Genomic DNA, 16,457 nt, shown 5'->3' on the forward strand with positions numbered 1-16,457 from the left:
ACCTCGGCGTCCTGGAGTCCGCCCGCGGCCGCGGCGTGGCCACCGGACTGCTGCGCACGATCATCGCCGACGCGGCGGCGCGCGGCCGGGACCGCGTGGGGCTCGAGGTCGACGCCGACTCGCCGACCGGCGCCGACGGCCTGTACGTCGCGATGGGCTGGGCCACGCGCTACGTCACGGAGTCCTGGCACCGGGACGTGCCGGTCGCGGAGCCCTCGTCGGGACGCTGAGCCCGGTCAGCGCAACGACTCGCGCAGGGCGCGGTGCACCCCGGCGGGGGTGAGCACGCCCACGAACGCCGCACCCCGCTTGACCCCGATCATCGGCCGGTCGTCGCGCAGCAGCGCGGCCAGGGCCTCCTCCAGCGTCGAGTCGAGGTCGATGGCCGCACCGAGCTCGCCGCCCCGTACGCCGTCCAGGGGCTCGAGGTGCTCCTCGCGGAGCGGTGTCACCGCGAGCCGGCGCAGGCCGCGGGTCGAGCCCACGAAGTCGGCCACGACGTCGTCGGCCGGGTGCGCGAGCAGCTCCATCGGGGTGGCGAACTGGGCCAGCCTTCCCCCGGTCGCGAAGACCGCGACCCGGTCGCCCATCCGGACTGCCTCGTCGATGTCGTGGGTGACCAGGACGACCGTCTTGCCGAGCTCACGCTGCAGCCGCAGGAACTCGTCCTGCAGCCGGTGGCGCACCACCGGGTCGACGGCCCCGAAGGGCTCGTCCATCAGCAGCACCGGCGGGTTGGCGGCSAGGGCGCGKGCRACGCCGACGCGCTGGCGCTGMCCGCCGGAGAGCTGGTGGGGGTAGCGGTCGGCGTACTGGTCGGGGTCGAGCCCGACGGTGTGCATCAGCTCGCGGGCGCGCTCCCGGGCGGTCGACTTCGACTCGCCGTGCAGCAGCGGGACGGTCATCACGTTGGTGATGATCTTCTGGTGCGGGAACAGTCCGATCTGCTGGATGACGTAGCCGATGCCGCGACGGAGCTGCACCGGGTCGACGTCGGTGACGTCGGTGCCGTCGAGCCAGATGCGGCCCGTGGTGGGCTCGATGAGCCGGTTGATCATCTTCAGCGTCGTGGACTTGCCGCAGCCCGACGGGCCGACGAGGCAGACCATCTCGCCGCGGCGTACGTCGAGGTCGAGCTCATGCACCGCGACCGTGCCGTCGGGGTAGGTCTTGCCGACGCCCGAGAGCCGGATCATCGTGTCCGCGCCGGTGTCGGGCACCGTCACGGGGCCGGCCTCGGCTGAGGGGGATCCGTGGTCGGAGGCGGTAGCGTCCATGCGGTGACCCTACTGGTGCAGGCCGCGCAGGCACGGCTGTCGAGCGCCGACGAGCCGAGCTGCTACAGCCGCCTGGTCAACGACTGGGTGTGCGGCGACTACCTCACCGACCGACGGTCCGAGATCGTCGACGCGACGGTCCAGCACATCGGCATCACCGTGGTGGCGGTCGTCCTCGGCCTGCTCATCGCGTTCCCGCTGGCGCTGCTGGCCCGCCGGATCCCGCGGCTGGAGTCGACGATCCTGGCGGTGACCACCGGCATCTACACGGTGCCGTCGCTCGCGCTCTTCCCGCTGCTGGTGCCCTTCACCGGGCTGAGCGCCACGACCGTGGTGATCGGGCTCGCGCTCTACGCCCTGACCATCCTGGTGCGCAGCCTCCTCGAGGGCCTCCGCTCGGTGCCCGACGAGGTGCGCGAGTCCGCCGTCGGGCTCGGCTACGGCCGGGGCGCCCTGCTCATGAGGATCGAGCTGCCGCTGGCGCTGCCGGTGGTGATGGCCGGCCTGCGGGTCGCCACCGTCTCCACCGTCGCCCTGACCACGGTCGGCTCGCTCGTCGCCTACGGCGGCCTGGGCAACCTCATCAAGGACGGCGTCCTCACCAACTTCCGCGCCGAGCTCTTCACCGCCTCGGTGCTCTGCGTCCTCCTGGCGGTGGTCCTCGACGCCCTGCTGGTGCTGGCGCAGCGGGCGCTCACCCCGTGGACCAGGGGGGTGCGGGCATGACGGTCTTCGGCGACATGTGGTCCTACCTCAGCGACCCGGGCAACTGGTCGGGCAGCGACGGCATCGCGGCCCTGCTGGGCCAGCAGCTGCTGCTGACGGTCACCGCGCTGCTGATGGCGATGGTGCTCGGCCTGCCGCTGGCGCTGTGGCTCGGACACCTCGGCCGCGGCGGCTTCCTGGCGATCAACATTTCCAACATCGGTCGGGCCGTCCCGACCTTCGCCCTGCTGGCGCTCCTGGTGGTGGCTCCGTGGCCGGGCACCGACTCCCTGGGGCCATACGGCCGTGCCGGACTGGCGACGCTCATCGCGCTCACCCTCTTCGCGCTGCCGCCGATCATCACCAACTCGTACGTCGCGATGCGCGAGGTCGCGCCCGACGTCCGCGAGGCGGCCCGGGGGATGGGGATGACCGGTCGCCAGCAGTTCTGGCGGGTGGAGCTGCCGCTCGGACTGCCACTGGTGATGTCGGGCCTGCGGCTCGCACTGGTGCAGGTCTGGGCGACGGCCACGATCGCGGCCCTGGTGGCCGGCCCCGGCCTGGGTCAGATCATCACCGACGGGTTCTTCCGGTCCAACTACGGCAAGGGCATCGCCGGCGCGGTCGTGGTGGCCGCCGTCGCGCTCGTGCTCGAGCTGCTGGCGGCCGTGGCGCAGCGCGCCGTCGACCCCGCGCGGCGTACCGGAGCGGCCACCCCCGGAGGTGGGCGCGACGACGCGTTGTCAGTGACCGGGGCTACCGTTGAGCCCTCCGCCGAACCCGTCGGCTGAGCGCAGCATCCGGACACGCGCACCCCAGTGGGATGCGGGACACAGAAGGAACACCATGCACCTGGCTCGCACGCTCGCCGCGGTTGTCGCCGCCGGCGCCCTGACCCTCACCGGCTGCGCCGGCGACGACCTCTCCGACGACTCGGCCTCCGACACCGAGTCCTCCGTCTCCGCCGACAAGGGCTCGATCACCCTGGCCGGCCAGAACTTCCCCGAGGCGACCCTCGTCGCCTCGATGTACGAGCAGCTCCTCGAGGACGCGGGCTACACCGTCGAGACCAAGCTCGTCGACTCCCGCGACGCCTACATGCCGACCTTCCCGGGCGACGTCGACATCGTCCCGGAGTACGTCGGTGGCATCGTCAACTTCCTCAACACCCAGGCCAACGGCGCCGAGGCCGAGCCCTTCGAGGCCGGTGACGGCGAGCAGCTCGCCTCCGACGGGGCGTCCCTGCTCGAGGACGCCGGCATCGAGCTCCTCGACATCTCGCCCGCGACCGACACCAACGCGTTCTTCGTGACCCAGGAGTTCAGCGACGCCGAGGGCGTCACCACGCTCTCCGACCTCGAGGGCCAGTCCGTCACGCTCGCCGCGGCCCCCGACTGCAAGGGGCGCCTCGACTGCGAGGGCGGTCTCTCCGGCGAGTACGGCATCGACATCACCAAGGTCCTCGGGCTGGGCTACGCCTCCGACCAGACCTACCAGTCGGTGCTCGACGGCGAGTCCGAGCTCGGCGAGACCTCGACCACCGACGGCACCCTGGAGTCGCAGGGCCTCGTCATCCTCGAGGACGACAAGCAGATCCAGCCGGCTCAGAACCTCGTGCCGGCCGTGTCCGCCGACTTCCTGGCCGACAACCCCGACGTCGCCGACATCCTCAACCCGCTGATGGCCGCGCTCACCACCGAGGGGCTCACCGAGCTCAACGGCCGGATGGCCGTCGACCGGGAGAAGCCCGAGGACGTCGCCGCCGCCTTCCTCTCCGACGAGGGCCTGCTCTGACGTCCTGAACGACCTGCCTGACACGAGGGGCCCCCGCCGACGGCGGGGGCCCCTCGTGCGTCCGGGCGCGCTGGGCGGCGCCGAGCGGGCAGTTCGGGCGCGCTGGGCGGCGCCAAGCGGGCAGTTCGGGCGCGCTGGAGCGGTACGCACGTGCCCGGTCGGCGGTGTGGCGCGGTACGGAAACGCCCGGTCGGCGGGGAACAGCGGTACGGAAGTGCCCGGTCACATCTCGTGGGGGCGCAGCGCGAGCGCGGCCGGGTCCACCGTCGCGGTGTCCAGCACCCGGTGCGGTACGCCGAGTCGCCACTCGCCGCTCGCGACGTCCTGCACCCGGTCCGCCGGCCCGCCGAGGCCGGCCACCCAGGTCATCAGTGCCACCGCGTCGGCGCGGCGGTCCTGCTCGACCAACCACCCGCAGAGCCGGTGCACGGGCGGCAGGCCGCTGTGCACCAGGGAGCGCCGCCCCCAGAGCTCGAGCACCCCGGCACGCAGCAGGCGCCACCACTCGTCGCTCGCCCCCGGGACGAGGAGGAAGTAGCGCCACAGGTCCCCGGCCAGCACCCGGTCGACGACGTACGCCGTCACCTCCGGGTCACCATGGGCCTCGACGGAGGCGAGGGTCATCCGCTTGGTCTCCCAGCGGTCGACCAGGTCCGGCACCGACGCCCGCTGCTGGGTGATCGAGCTGCCGTCGCTGCGGATGCGCCAGTGATAGACGGGCTCGTCGAGCACGTCGAAGGCGCCGGCCAGGTAGGCCCGGGTCGTGGTCGGCTGGTCCTCGTAGCGGATCCGCTCGGGCCAGGACAGGTCTGCGGACTCCCAGAAGGAGCGTCGGAAGAGCTTGTTCCACGCGAAGACGTCGCCCAGGATCTCGGGGTGGTCGTGCACCCGCACGCCCGTCCGGGCCGGACGGTGGAGGCGGCGCATCCACGGGGGCTCGCTGAGCACGCCGTCCTCCCAGCGCAGCACCGAGCCGGTGGCGAAGTCCGAGCCGGAGGACTCCAGCGAGGCGACGAGCGAGGCCAGCGCCGTCGGCGGCAGCACGTCGTCGGAGTCCAGGAAGGCCAGGTAGTCGCCGCGCGCGTGGCGCTGCCCCTCGTTGCGGGCCGCTCCCAGCCCGCCGTTGTGGGTGTGCACGACGCGGATACGCGGCTCGCGTGCGGCCCACTCGTCGGCGATCTCACCGGACCGGTCCGGGGTGCCGTCGTCCACCACGACGGCCTCCCACCGGGTGTGTGTCTGGGCCACGAGCGACGCGAGGCAGGCGGRCAACCACGCCTCCACGGCGTACACGGGCACGACCACGCTGACCAGGGGCTGCCGCCGACCAAACCACTTCACAGGTGGGGACAGTAGCGAGTTGTAGGCTCACCGACCGTGACTGAGGCGAGCGGGACCAGCGGGGCGACGGCCCGATCGACGACCGAGCGGCAGGCCCGGGCCATCGACGAGATGAACCCCGACGGGGTGCCGCGCAAGGTGCTGTTCGTCGCCGGCGCCGGCCGCAGCGRCACCTCGACGATGGCCGGCATCTCCAGCCTGCTGGGCATGCACGTCCCGCTGCCCGAGGTGCCGGCCGACGCCTCGAACCCGCGGGGCTTCAGCGAGCCGCAGTGGGTCGTGGACCTGCACGACCGCCTCCTCAAGGAGGCCGGCGTGCAGGTGAGCGACAGCCGGCCGAGCGCGTGGTTCGAGACGGGTCGGATCTCCACCCGCGAGCCGGCCCGGATCCGGGTCACCGAGTGGCTCGAGCCGCACTTCGACGTGCACCCCGAGCTCGTGGTCAAGGACCCGCGGCTGAGCTGGTTCCTCGGTCTGTGGCGGGTGGCGGCCATCCGCACCGGCGCGACGCCGGTCTTCGCGACGATGCTGCGCCCGCCCGCCGAGGTCGTCGGCAGCAAGCAGAAGTACTACGCCAACAAGCTCGGCGCCTCCCACCTCGCCGCCAGCTGGCTCAACATGCTGCTCCACACCGAGCGCGCCACCCGCGAGAGCGCGGGCGGGGCGCGGGTCTTCGTGCGGTACGACGACCTGCTCACCGACTGGGTCAAGACCACGATGCACGTGGGCCACACGCTCGACCTCCAGACGATCATCCACACCCGCAGCGACCAGATCCGCGAGGTGCACCGCTTCATCGACCCCACCCTGCGCCGGGTGAGCCAGACCCTCGACGACCTGGGCCTGCCGCCCCGCCTGCACGAGCTCACCGCCACCACCTGGGAGGAGCTGAACAAGCTCGCCGAGCCCGACGGCGACACCGCCGAGGTGCACGCGACCCTCGACGAGCTGCGCGACGCCTACACCGACCTCTACGAGGAGGCCGAGGCGATCAGCAGGTCGTCCGTGGTCGCGGCCCGGATCGCCGGCGCCCAGGCGGCCGCCGCCGACGTGGCGCCCGCCTCCGGCGGTCTCACCGACCGGATCCCGCACGACGTGCGGGCCAAGATCCCCCCGTCGGTACGCCGCGGCGTACGCAAGGCGCTGGGCCGGGAGCGGACGCAGGGATGAGCATCCCGATCGGCTCGGGCCACGGCCTGAGCAACATCGAGGGGCACACCGACTACGACATCGTCTGGCCCTGGAACCGCGAGGGCGGCCTGCGCCGAGGCGCGACCGCGGTGCTGCGCGTCAAGAACGAGGCGCCGTCGATGCGCTTCGTGCTGCCGCCGCTGCTGCGGGCCTGCGACCACGTGCTGGTCGTGGACAACGGCTCCGACGACGGCACCGGCGATGCCGCCCGCGCCGCGGCAGCCGATGCCGGTCTCGCGGACAGGCTCACACTCGCGGAGTACCCGTTCTCCGTGGCGCGCGCCGGTGCCGAGCACCTCGCCGTCAACGAGCGGTCGGTGCACTCCCTGGCCTACTTCTACAACTGGTGCTTCAGCCACGTCCGGACCCGCTACTCGTGGAAGTGGGACGGCGACATGGTGCTGACCACCGAGGGCGAGGTCTCGCTGGCCGACCTGTCCTGGCAGGTCGGGATGACCGACGCGGTGATCCGCATCCCGAGACACGGTCTCTACATCAAGGACGACACCACCGCCTACCTCGACCTCGGCCTGCGCAACATCGAGGAGTGGGGCTTCCCGATGAGCCCGGACTTCGTCTACTCCAAGGCCCCGGAGTGGGAGATCCGGACGACGCCCCCGACGTTCCGGATGTTCGCGCTGCCCCAGGGCCTCGTCGTCGAGCTGAAGTACCTCGACGGCGACGAGTTCGCGCACTGGACCGACCCTGCGTCCTTCGCGACGAGCATCCGCAACCGGCGCAAGCGGCGCGAGTGGACCGTCTTCAACGCCCTCAACCACGGCGAGGTCCCCGAGGGCGTCACCGAGATCGTCGCCCCCGCGGGGGTGCACGTCGTCGACCACGTGACGCACGCGTGGCTGCCGAGGGCTCCGCGTCCCTTCGCCGTCGACGATCCGGACCACGCCAAGCTGCACCTGCGCGCCTGACGTCAGCGTCCTGCCGACGTCAGCCGTGTCGGCTACGTCACGTTCACAAACTGTTCACAGGCGCGTTTCCGCGGGCGTACCCTCGCGATGATCGAGCACATCGAGCGGTACCCGACCTGCCTCACGGGGCAGAGGGACTGAAACGAGAGGTTCGCACCAGATGACCCAGCCCAGCACGGGCCTGCGGGTCGGCGCCGTCGGCGCCGGTCGCGTCGGCGCGACCCTGTCCGCCGCCCTGCGTCGCGCGGGCCACGAGATCGTCGCCGTGGCCGGCGAGTCCRATGCCTCCCGCGGCCGGGTCGAAGCGCTGCTGCCCGGCGTGGCGGTGGCCAAGCCGTCCGACGTCGCCCGAGCCTGCGACCTGCTGCTGCTCACCGTCCCCGACGACATGCTCGCCAACGTGGTCGCGATGCTCAGCGCCTCCGGCGCCATCCGCGAGGGCCAGTACGTCGCGCACACCTCCGGACGCCACGGTCTCGCCGTCCTCGAGCCGGCGGCCGAGGTCGGCGCCCGGGTGATCGCCCTGCACCCGGCGATGACCTTCACCGGCACGGACGTGGACCTGCCCCGGCTGGCCGGCTGCGTCTTCGGCGTCACCGCGGGCGACGCCGAGCGGGAGCTCACCGAGCGTCTCGTGGCGGACCTCGGCGGGCACGCCATGTGGGTGCCCGAGGACCGCCGCACGCTCTACCACGCGGGTCTCGCGCACGGCGCCAACCACCTGGTCACCCTCGTCACCCAGGCCATGGAGCTGCTGTCGCAGGCCATGGAGGCCGGCGACGGGACCACCGGCGGCGACACCGTCAGCCCCGCCGAGACGCTGCGTCCGCTGCTCACCGCCGCCCTCGACAACGCGCTGGCCCGCGGCGACTCCGCCCTGACCGGCCCGATCGCGCGCGGCGACGTCGAGACCGTCCGGGCCCACCTGGCCGAGATCGCCGCCACCGCCCCGCACACCCTCCCGTCGTACGTCGCGCTGGGCCGGGACACGCTCGACCGGGTGGTCACCGACGGCCGGGTGCAGCCCATCCGGGCGGCCAAGCTGGCCTCGGTCCTCGACGCGGCCGAGCTGGCAGCGGCCCCGACGGTCGCCCCCGTGCCGCAGCGCCGCCAGGGGACCCGGGCTCGATGACGACCACGCCCGTCCTCGCGGCCACCCGCGAGGAGCTGCGGTCCCGCGCCCGCCGCCCCGGCCGCGTGGCCCTGGTGCCCACCATGGGGGCCCTGCACGAGGGGCACGCCAGCCTCATGCGCACGGCCCGCGAGCACGCCGACACGGTGGTCGTGAGCGTCTTCGTCAACCCGCTCCAGTTCGGGGAGGGCGAGGACCTCGACCGGTACCCCCGGACCCTCGAGGCCGACCTCGAGCTCTGCGCGGCCGAGGGTGTCGACGTGGTCTTCGCCCCGTCGGTGCAGGAGATGTACCCGTACGGCGTGCGCAGCGAGCGGGCGGTCACCGTCGACCCCGGCCGGCTGGGTGCGATCCTCGACGGCGAGAGCCGACCGGGACACTTCACCGGCGTGCTCACCGTCGTGGCCAAGCTCTTCGGCCTGGTGCAGCCCGACGTCGCCGTCTTCGGCCAGAAGGACTACCAGCAGCTGGCCCTCATCACCCGGATGGCCGGCGACCTGTGCCTGCCGGTCGAGGTCGTGGGCGCCGAGACCGTCCGGGAGCCCGACGGCCTCGCGCTCTCGAGCCGCAACCGCTACCTCGACGCCGACCAGCGGCGCGCGGCGGTGGCGCTCAGTCGCGCACTCCGAGCCGCCCAGGAGCGGGCGTCGTACGGCGTCCCGGCGGCACGCTGGGCCGCGATGAGCGTCCTCAAGGCGGAGCCGGGGATCGACATCGACTACCTCGCGCTCACCTCGACCGACCTCGGCGAGCCGCCCGAGACGGGGGAGGGCCGGATCCTGGTGGCCGCCCGCGTCGACACGACCCGGCTCATCGACAACATGCCGATCGTCCTCGACGTCGCCCACCCGGCGTACGCACCGGCGGGCACCCCATCCGGGGGCTCGACCATCCACGAAGGGAGCAGCTGATGCTGCGCACGATGATGAAGTCCAAGATCCACCGGGCCACCGTCACCCAGGCGGACCTCCACTACGTCGGGTCGGTCACCGTCGACGAGGACCTCCTCGACGCCGCCGACCTCCTGGTCGGCGAGCTCGTCCACATCGTCGACGTCACCAACGGCGCCCGGCTGGAGACCTACACGATCGCCGGCGAGCGCGGCTCGGGCGTGATCGGCATCAACGGCGCCGCCGCCCGCCTGGTGCACCCCGGCGACACGGTCATCCTCATCGCCTACGCCCAGGTCGAGGACGCCGAGGCCCGCGAGCTGAAGCCGTCGGTGGTCTTCGTGGACGCCGACAACAAGGTGATGGCCACCGGCTACGACCCGGCCGAGACGTTCGGCGACCCGTCGCTGACCCGCGGCGACGCCGTGTCCCGCTAGCCTGCCCGGATGCAGTCGACGCCCACACCGGGCCTCCCGCAACGYCTCCGGGCCCCGGCCCCGGGCTGGACCACCCGGGCCGACGTCGTGGTCGTCGGCTCCGGCATCGCCGGGCTGACCGCGGCGCTGCGCATCCACGCCGAGGACCCGTCGCTGGCATTGCTGGTCGTCACCAAGGACGTCCTCAACGCCGGATCGACCCAGTGGGCCCAGGGCGGCATCGCCGCCGCGCTCGGCCCCGGCGACACCCCCGAGCAACACCTCCACGACACCCTGGTGGCGGGCGCCGGGGCGTGCGACGAGGACGCCGTACGCGTCCTGGTGACGGAGGGGCCGGACGCCGTGCGCGAGCTCATCGCGCTCGGCACCGTCTTCGACCACCACCCCGACGGCGAGCTCTCGCTGACCCGGGAGGGCGGCCACCTCCGCGACCGGATCGCCCACGCCGGCGGGGACGCCACCGGCGCCGAGATCCAGCGTGCGCTGATCGCGGCCGTCGAGCGTGCCCCGGCGATCGAGGTCATCCAGCACGCGCTCGCCGTCGACCTGCTCCGCGCCGCGGACGGCGGCGTCGCCGGGGTGACCCTGCACGTGCTCGGCGAGGGCCAGCGCGACGGCGTCGGGGCGGTCCTGTGCCGGGCCGTGGTCCTCGCCTCCGGTGGTCTCGGCCAGGTGTTCTCCCAGTCGACCAACCCGAGCGTCTCGACCGGCGACGGCATGGCCCTGGCCCTGCGCGCCGGAGCGACGCTGCGCGACCTCGAGTTCGTCCAGTTCCACCCCACCGTGATGTACCTCGGCCCCGACTCCCAGGGCCAGCAGCCGCTGATCTCCGAGGCGGTGCGCGGCGAGGGCGCCTTCCTCGTCGACTGGGAGGGGGACCGGTTCATGCAGGGCCAGCACGAGCTCGCCGACCTGGCCCCCCGCGACGTGGTCGCCAAGGCGATCACCCGCCGCATGATCGAGACCGGACGGGCGCACATGTGGCTCGACGCGCGCCACCTCGGCGCCGACTTCTGGGAGCGCCGGTTCCCGACGATCCTGGCCGTCTGTCGCGAGCACGGCGTCGACCCGACCACCGACCTCATCCCGGTCGCCCCCGCCCAGCACTACGCGTCCGGCGGGGTCGCCACCGACCTGCACGGCCGGTCCGACGTCCCCGGGCTCTACGCCACGGGGGAGGTCGCCTGCTCGGGGGTGCACGGTGCCAACCGGCTGGCCTCCAACTCCCTGCTCGAGGGGCTCGTCTTCTCCCGCCGGATCGCCGCGGTCCTGCCCGGTGAGCTGCGGCCGTGGGCCGAGCCGGTCGCCGAGGACCCGCGCCCCGACGGGCTGGTGGCCTGGGACCGCCGACGAGAGCTGCAGGAGGTCATGACGACGCAGGTCGGCGTGCTCCGCTCGGCGCAGGGCATCACCGACGCGCTGGCCCGGCTGGCCGGGCTCGACGTCGTCGGTGACGAGGTCCCCGGCGTCGACGGCTGGGAGACCACCAACCTGCTGTCCCTCAGCACCGCTCTCGCGGCCGCCGCCCTGATGCGCGAGGAGACCCGCGGATCCCACTGGCGCGAGGACTTCCCCGAGCGCGACGACCACGCCTGGGCCGGCCACGTCGACAGTCGCCTCGCGGACGGCGTGCTCCGCCAGGGGTTCGTCGCCGCCCCCTCGACCGACCCGTCCACCCCGACCGTGGAGCACCGATGACCCCGACGCCGTACGACGCCCTGCCGCCCGAGCTGCTCGTCGAGGTCCGCGACGCCGGGCTCGACCCCGAGCAGGTCTACGCCGACATCGCCCGCGCCCTCGCCGAGGACCTCCCCGACGGCGCCGACGACGCCACGAGCGTCGCCACCATCCCCGCCGACGCCACCGGCAGCGCCGACTGGGCGGCCCGGGAGCCCGGCGTCGTCGCGGGCCTCGCGCTGGCCGCGATGGTCTTCCACTACGTCATGGGCGACGCCGTGACGATCACCGGTCGCGTCGCCGACGGCACCCACGTGGAGCCCGGCGACGTGGTGCTCCACGTGGCCGGACCGACCCGCGGGCTGCTCACCGCCGAGCGCACCGCGCTCAACTTCGCCAGCCACCTCTCCGGGGTCGCCACCGCCACCAGCCGATGGGTGAGCGCCCTCGAGGGCACCCGGGCCACGGTGCTCGACACCCGCAAGACGCTGCCCGGCTGGCGCGCACTGCAGAAGTACGCCGTCCGCTGCGGGGGCGGCGTCAACCACCGCTTCAGCCTCGCCGACAAGGCCATGGTCAAGGACAACCACGTCATCGCCGCCGGCGGCGTGGTGCCGGCGATCGAGGCCGTGCGCGCGGCGTACCCCGGACTGCCGATCATCAGCGAGGTCACCGACCTCGACCAGCTCCGGGCCCTGCTCGACGTGGGTGCGGAGTGGATCCTGCTCGACAACATGGACGACGCGACGATGGCCGAGGCCGTGCGCATCAACGCCGGACGCGCCGTCCTCGAGGCCTCCGGTGGGCTGACCCTGGAGCGGGCGCGGGCGGTCGCCGAGACCGGGGTCGACCACATCTCGGTGGGCGCCCTCACCCACAGCGTCGTCGTCCTCGACCTGGGCATGGACCTCGTGGACGACGCCGCGACCGATGACGGCCCAGCGGGCGACTGAGATGGCCCTCCTCGCGGCCGACATCGGCAACAGCCACACCTTCCTCGGCCTCTTCGACGGTGAGGAGGTGGCCCACCACTGGCGGGTCGCCACCGACGAGCGGCGCACCTCCGACGAGTGGGCCGTGCTCGTGCGCGGGCTGCTCGCCGACGTGCACGCCACGACGATCACGGGGATCGCGGTGTGCGCGACCGTGCCGGCGGTGCTGCACGAGTGGCGCGACATGATGGCCCGACACTTCCCGCAGACGCACAGTGTCGTGGTCGAGCCCGGGGTCCGCACCGGCGTCCCGGTGCTGATGGACAACCCGCGCGAGGTCGGCGCCGATCGCATCATCAACGCGCTCGCGGCCGCGACCCTGTACGGCGGTCCGGCGATCGTGGTCGACTTCGGCACCGCGACGACGTTCGACGTGGTGAGCGCCGCCGGTCAGTACATCGGCGGCGCCATCGCCCCGGGCATCGAGATCTCGCTGGAGGCGCTCGGGCGGCGCGGTGCCCAGCTGCGCAAGGTGGAGCTGGCACGACCGCGCTCGGTGATCGCCAAGAACACCGTCGAGGCCCTGCAGAGCGGCATGATCTTCGGCGTCGCCTCCCAGGTCGAGGGGATCGTCCACCGGATGATCGCGGAGCTCGGAGTCCCCGTCGGCGACGTCACCGTCATCGCCACGGGCCACCTCGCGACGCTGCTGCTCGACGAGTGCGACTGCTTCACCGAGCACTCGCCGTGGCTCACCCTGCAGGGCCTGCGCCTCGTCTTCGAGCGCAATTCCTGAGCAATTCGAATGAAACTTGACCAGGGAATGGCTGGCCATTTCCTTGTTATTTGCCGCCGCGAATTGAATGCGAGTATCTTCCGATTACCCCCAGGGCTTGAAATGAGCCCACCTTTGCGGAAGAAGGAATGACGTGGCACAAAAGGTGAACATCATCCTGGTCGACGATCTCGACGGCTCGGAGGCCACCGAGACCGTGTCGTTCGGTCTCGACGGGTCGTCGTACGAGATCGACCTCAACGACGCCAACGCCGCCGCCCTGCGCGACGCCCTCGCCGGGTACGTCGGCCACGCGCGCAAGGCCACCGGCGGCGCCCGCCGCGGTCGTCGTACCGCCAGCGCGGCCTCGTCCTCCTCGCACACCAAGGACGTCCGCGAGTGGGCCAAGTCGCAGGGCATGGACGTCTCCGAGCGGGGCCGCATCTCCGCTGACGTCCAGCAGGCGTACGACGCCGCGCACTGACACCGGTCCACGCCGACGCCGCATCTCCTCGAGGAGGTGCGGCGTCGCCCGCGTTCGGCCTCATCGCGGGTCACGACCGGTCACAGTCCGGTCGCGGTCCGTGCCCCGTCCTTGCGTGCTCCGGTCCGGCGGGTGTTCGCTGAGAGCGGACGCCTCCGTGGGCCGGGCGGGAACACGTAGGGTGGAGTCGGGCGTTGAGCCCACTGTCCGCCCTCCGTCCCCACGGTGGTCTCGCGGACGCACAGACGCAAGCGAGGAGCGCACATGTTCGAGCGGTTCACCGACCGAGCCCGACGAGTTGTCGTGCTGGCCCAGGAAGAGGCCCGCATGCTCTCGCACAACTACATCGGCACCGAGCACATCCTGCTCGGGCTGATCCACGAGGGCGAAGGCGTCGCGGCCAAGGCGCTGGAGTCACTCGACATCTCCCTGGAGGCCGTGCGCGCCCAGGTCGAGGAGATCATCGGCCAGGGCCAGCAGGCCCCGTCCGGTCACATTCCCTTCACCCCGCGCGCCAAGAAGGTCCTCGAGCTGTCCCTGCGCGAGGCGCTGCAGCTCGGCCACTCCTACATCGGGACCGAGCACATCCTGCTCGGCCTCATCCGCGAGGGCGAGGGCGTCGCCGCCCAGGTCCTGCAGAAGCTCGGGGCCGACCTCAACCGGGTCCGCCAGCAGGTCATCCAGCTGCTCAGCGGGTTCCAGGGCAAGGAGTCGGCCGCGTCCGGCGCCGCCCCCGGAGGCTCGTCCTCCGAGGCCCCGTCGAGCTCGCTGGTCCTCGACCAGTTCGGCCGCAACCTGACGCAGGCCGCACGCGAGGGCAAGCTCGACCCGGTGATCGGGCGCGAGCAGGAGATCGAGCGCGTCATGCAGATCCTGTCGCGCCGCACGAAGAACAACCCCGTCCTCATCGGCGAGCCGGGCGTCGGCAAGACGACCATCGTCGAGGGTCTCGCCCAGGACATCGTCAAGGGCAACGTGCCCGAGACGCTCAAGGACAAGCACATCTACACCCTCGACCTCGGTGCGCTGGTCGCCGGCTCGCGCTACCGCGGTGACTTCGAGGAGCGCCTCAAGAAGGTCCTCAAGGAGATCCGCACCCGCGGCGACATCGTGCTGTTCATCGACGAGATCCACACCCTCGTCGGTGCGGGTGCGGCCGAGGGCGCCATCGACGCGGCCTCGATCCTCAAGCCGATGCTGGCGCGCGGTGAGCTCCAGACAATCGGCGCCACCACGCTCGACGAGTACCGCAAGTACCTCGAGAAGGACGCCGCCCTCGAGCGCCGCTTCCAGCCCATCCAGGTGCAGGAGCCCTCGATCGCGCACACCATCGAGATGCTCAAGGGCCTGCGTGACCGCTACGAGGCGCACCACCGGGTGACCATCACCGACGAGGCGCTGGTCTCCGCCGCCACCCTGGCCGACCGCTACATCTCCGACCGGTTCCTGCCGGACAAGGCGATCGACCTCATCGACGAGGCCGGCTCCCGCCTGCGCATCCGCCGCATGACGGCCCCGGCCGACCTGCGCGAGTACGACGACAAGATCGCCGACGTGCGCCAGCGCAAGGAGGCCGCGATCGACGGCCAGGACTTCGAGGCCGCCGCGCGCCTGCGCGACGAGGAGAAGCAGCTGATCGCCCGCAAGTCCGAGCGTGAGTCGCAGTGGCGCTCGGGTGACATGGACGAGGTCGCCGAGGTCGACGAGGAGCTCATCGCCGAGGTGCTCGCCGTGGCGACCGGCATCCCGATCGTCAAGCTCTCCGAGGAGGAGTCGACCCGGCTGCTCAAGATGGAGGACGAGCTGCACAAGCGCGTCATCGGCCAGGACGAGGCCGTCAAGGCACTGTCCCGGGCCATCCGTCGTACGCGTGCCGGGCTCAAGGACCCCAAGCGCCCCGGCGGGTCGTTCATCTTCGCCGGGCCCTCGGGCGTCGGCAAGACGTGGCTGTCCAAGACGCTCGCGGAGTTCCTCTTCGGCGACGAGGACTCGCTGATCCAGCTCGACATGAGCGAGTTCGGCGAGAAGCACACCGTCTCGCGCCTCTTCGGCTCGCCCCCCGGCTACGTGGGCTACGAGGAGGGCGGCCAGCTGACCGAGAAGGTCCGCCGCAAGCCGTTCTCCGTGGTGCTGTTCGACGAGGTCGAGAAGGCCCACCCGGACATCTTCAACAGCCTGCTGCAGATCCTCGAGGAAGGTCGCCTGACCGACTCGCAGGGCCGGGTGGTCGACTTCAAGAACACCGTCATCATCATGACCACCAACCTCGGTACCCGTGACATCGCCAAGGGGATCAACCTCGGCTTCCAGCAGTCGGGTGAGGCGGGGTCCTACGACCGGATGAAGAGCAAGGTGTCGGAGGAGCTCAAGCAGCACTTCCGTCCCGAGTTCCTCAACCGTGTCGACGAGATCATCGTGTTCCCGCCGCTGTCGCGCGAGCAGATCGTGACCATGGTCGACAACATGATCGCCTCCGTCGAGCTCCGGCTCAAGGATCGCGACATGCAGCTCGAGCTCACCCAGGCGGCCAAGAACCTCCTGGCCGAGCGGGGCTTCGACCCGGTCCTCGGCGCGCGACCGCTGCGGCGCACGGTCCAGCGCGAGATCGAGGACGTGATGGCCGAGAAGATGCTCTTCGGCGAGATCGGACCCGGTCAGATCGTGCTGGTCGACGTCGAGGGCGAGGGTCCGACCGCGACCTTCACCTTCCAGGGCCAGAAGGTCTCGGCGCTGCCCGACCTGCCGCCGTTCGAGACGGCCGACGTGCTGGCCGAGCCGCTGGACATCGCGGTCCCGGTCGAGGGCGAGGGTCCCGACGACTCGGACGGGCCGACGGACATCCCGAGGTCCAGCTCCCCGGAGTGACGACCAGCTGACACCGCAGGAGCCCCCGGCG

General features: G+C 72.1%; 16 protein-coding genes. 14 read left to right on the forward strand and 2 right to left on the reverse strand.

Going from position 1 to position 16,457, the window contains the following annotated elements; all coding sequences use genetic code 11:
- On the forward strand, window positions 1-230 hold a 230-nt coding region (locus tag ACXJKL_RS02580), incomplete at its 5' end, for a GNAT family N-acetyltransferase (protein WP_457205483.1).
- 6 nt (window positions 231-236) lie between these two features.
- On the opposite strand, the gene ACXJKL_RS02585 is transcribed toward ACXJKL_RS02580, so the two are convergent.
- Window positions 237-1,277, reverse strand: a complete 1,041-nt coding sequence (locus tag ACXJKL_RS02585; protein WP_457205484.1) for an ABC transporter ATP-binding protein — start codon at window positions 1,275-1,277, stop codon at window positions 237-239.
- A 3-nt stretch (window positions 1,278-1,280) separates the two neighbouring features.
- Here ACXJKL_RS02585 and ACXJKL_RS02590 point away from each other — a divergent pair, with 3 nt between their 5' ends.
- Genes ACXJKL_RS02590 through ACXJKL_RS02600 form a run of 3 tightly spaced genes read left to right on the forward strand, consistent with a single transcriptional unit; the run spans window position 1,281 to window position 3,776 of the window.
- On the forward strand, window positions 1,281-2,003 hold the full coding sequence (locus ACXJKL_RS02590; protein ID WP_457205485.1) for an ABC transporter permease: 723 nt from the start codon (window positions 1,281-1,283) through the stop codon (window positions 2,001-2,003).
- Window positions 2,000-2,773 carry an ABC transporter permease gene (locus ACXJKL_RS02595; protein WP_457205486.1) on the forward strand — a complete coding sequence of 258 codons (774 nt, stop codon included), beginning with the start codon at window positions 2,000-2,002 and terminating at the stop codon, window positions 2,771-2,773. Before ACXJKL_RS02590 ends, ACXJKL_RS02595 begins: the two co-directional genes overlap by 4 nt.
- 55 nt (window positions 2,774-2,828) lie before the next feature.
- Complete coding sequence (locus ACXJKL_RS02600; RefSeq protein ID WP_457205487.1) at window positions 2,829-3,776, forward strand: ABC transporter substrate-binding protein; 948 nt, start codon at window positions 2,829-2,831, stop codon at window positions 3,774-3,776.
- A gap of 222 nt (window positions 3,777-3,998) precedes the next feature.
- Here the strand turns inward: ACXJKL_RS02600 and ACXJKL_RS02605 are convergent, their stop codons facing one another.
- Complete coding sequence (locus tag ACXJKL_RS02605; protein WP_457205488.1) at window positions 3,999-5,081, reverse strand: glycosyltransferase family 2 protein; 1,083 nt, start codon at window positions 5,079-5,081, stop codon at window positions 3,999-4,001.
- Window positions 5,082-5,153: 72 nt separating this feature from the next.
- Here ACXJKL_RS02605 and ACXJKL_RS02610 point away from each other — a divergent pair, with 72 nt between their 5' ends.
- The 10 genes from ACXJKL_RS02610 (at window position 5,154) to ACXJKL_RS02655 (ending at window position 16,426) form a co-directional block, all read left to right on the forward strand.
- Entirely contained in the window at window positions 5,154-6,287 is a 1,134-nt protein-coding gene (locus ACXJKL_RS02610) for a sulfotransferase family protein (protein WP_457205489.1), read from the forward strand.
- The gene (locus tag ACXJKL_RS02615) at window positions 6,284-7,234 is read left to right on the forward strand and encodes a hypothetical protein (RefSeq protein ID WP_457205490.1); all 951 of its coding nucleotides are present in this window, start codon (window positions 6,284-6,286) and stop codon (window positions 7,232-7,234) included. The genes ACXJKL_RS02610 and ACXJKL_RS02615 overlap by 4 nt, the downstream gene beginning before the upstream one ends.
- 160 nt (window positions 7,235-7,394) lie before the next feature.
- Window positions 7,395-8,366, forward strand: coding sequence for a Rossmann-like and DUF2520 domain-containing protein (locus ACXJKL_RS02620; RefSeq protein WP_457205491.1), 972 nt, complete (start codon window positions 7,395-7,397; stop codon window positions 8,364-8,366).
- Window positions 8,363-9,277, forward strand: a complete 915-nt coding sequence (gene panC, locus ACXJKL_RS02625; protein ID WP_457205492.1) for a pantoate--beta-alanine ligase — start codon at window positions 8,363-8,365, stop codon at window positions 9,275-9,277. The genes ACXJKL_RS02620 and panC overlap by 4 nt, the downstream gene beginning before the upstream one ends.
- Window positions 9,277-9,693, forward strand: coding sequence for an aspartate 1-decarboxylase (gene panD, locus ACXJKL_RS02630; protein ID WP_457205493.1), 417 nt, complete (start codon window positions 9,277-9,279; stop codon window positions 9,691-9,693). Before panC ends, panD begins: the two co-directional genes overlap by 1 nt.
- Before the next feature lie 9 nt (window positions 9,694-9,702).
- Window positions 9,703-11,391: an L-aspartate oxidase gene (locus tag ACXJKL_RS02635; protein WP_457205494.1), complete on the forward strand. Its 1,689-nt coding sequence runs from the start codon at window positions 9,703-9,705 to the stop codon at window positions 11,389-11,391.
- On the forward strand, window positions 11,388-12,323 hold the full coding sequence (gene nadC / locus ACXJKL_RS02640) for a carboxylating nicotinate-nucleotide diphosphorylase (RefSeq protein WP_457205495.1): 936 nt from the start codon (window positions 11,388-11,390) through the stop codon (window positions 12,321-12,323). The genes ACXJKL_RS02635 and nadC overlap by 4 nt, the downstream gene beginning before the upstream one ends.
- 1 nt (window position 12,324) lies before the next feature.
- Window positions 12,325-13,098 (forward strand): type III pantothenate kinase, encoded by a 774-nt coding sequence (locus ACXJKL_RS02645; RefSeq protein ID WP_457205496.1) that lies wholly within the window; start codon window positions 12,325-12,327, stop codon window positions 13,096-13,098.
- Window positions 13,099-13,231: 133 nt separating this feature from the next.
- Window positions 13,232-13,561, forward strand: coding sequence for a histone-like nucleoid-structuring protein Lsr2 (locus ACXJKL_RS02650; protein WP_457205497.1), 330 nt, complete (start codon window positions 13,232-13,234; stop codon window positions 13,559-13,561).
- Window positions 13,562-13,825: 264 nt separating this feature from the next.
- Entirely contained in the window at window positions 13,826-16,426 is a 2,601-nt protein-coding gene (locus ACXJKL_RS02655; protein WP_457205498.1) for an ATP-dependent Clp protease ATP-binding subunit, read from the forward strand.
- Window positions 16,427-16,457: the final 31 nt, after the last annotated feature.

It is taken from the genome of Nocardioides sp. P5_C9_2, assembly GCF_054049555.1.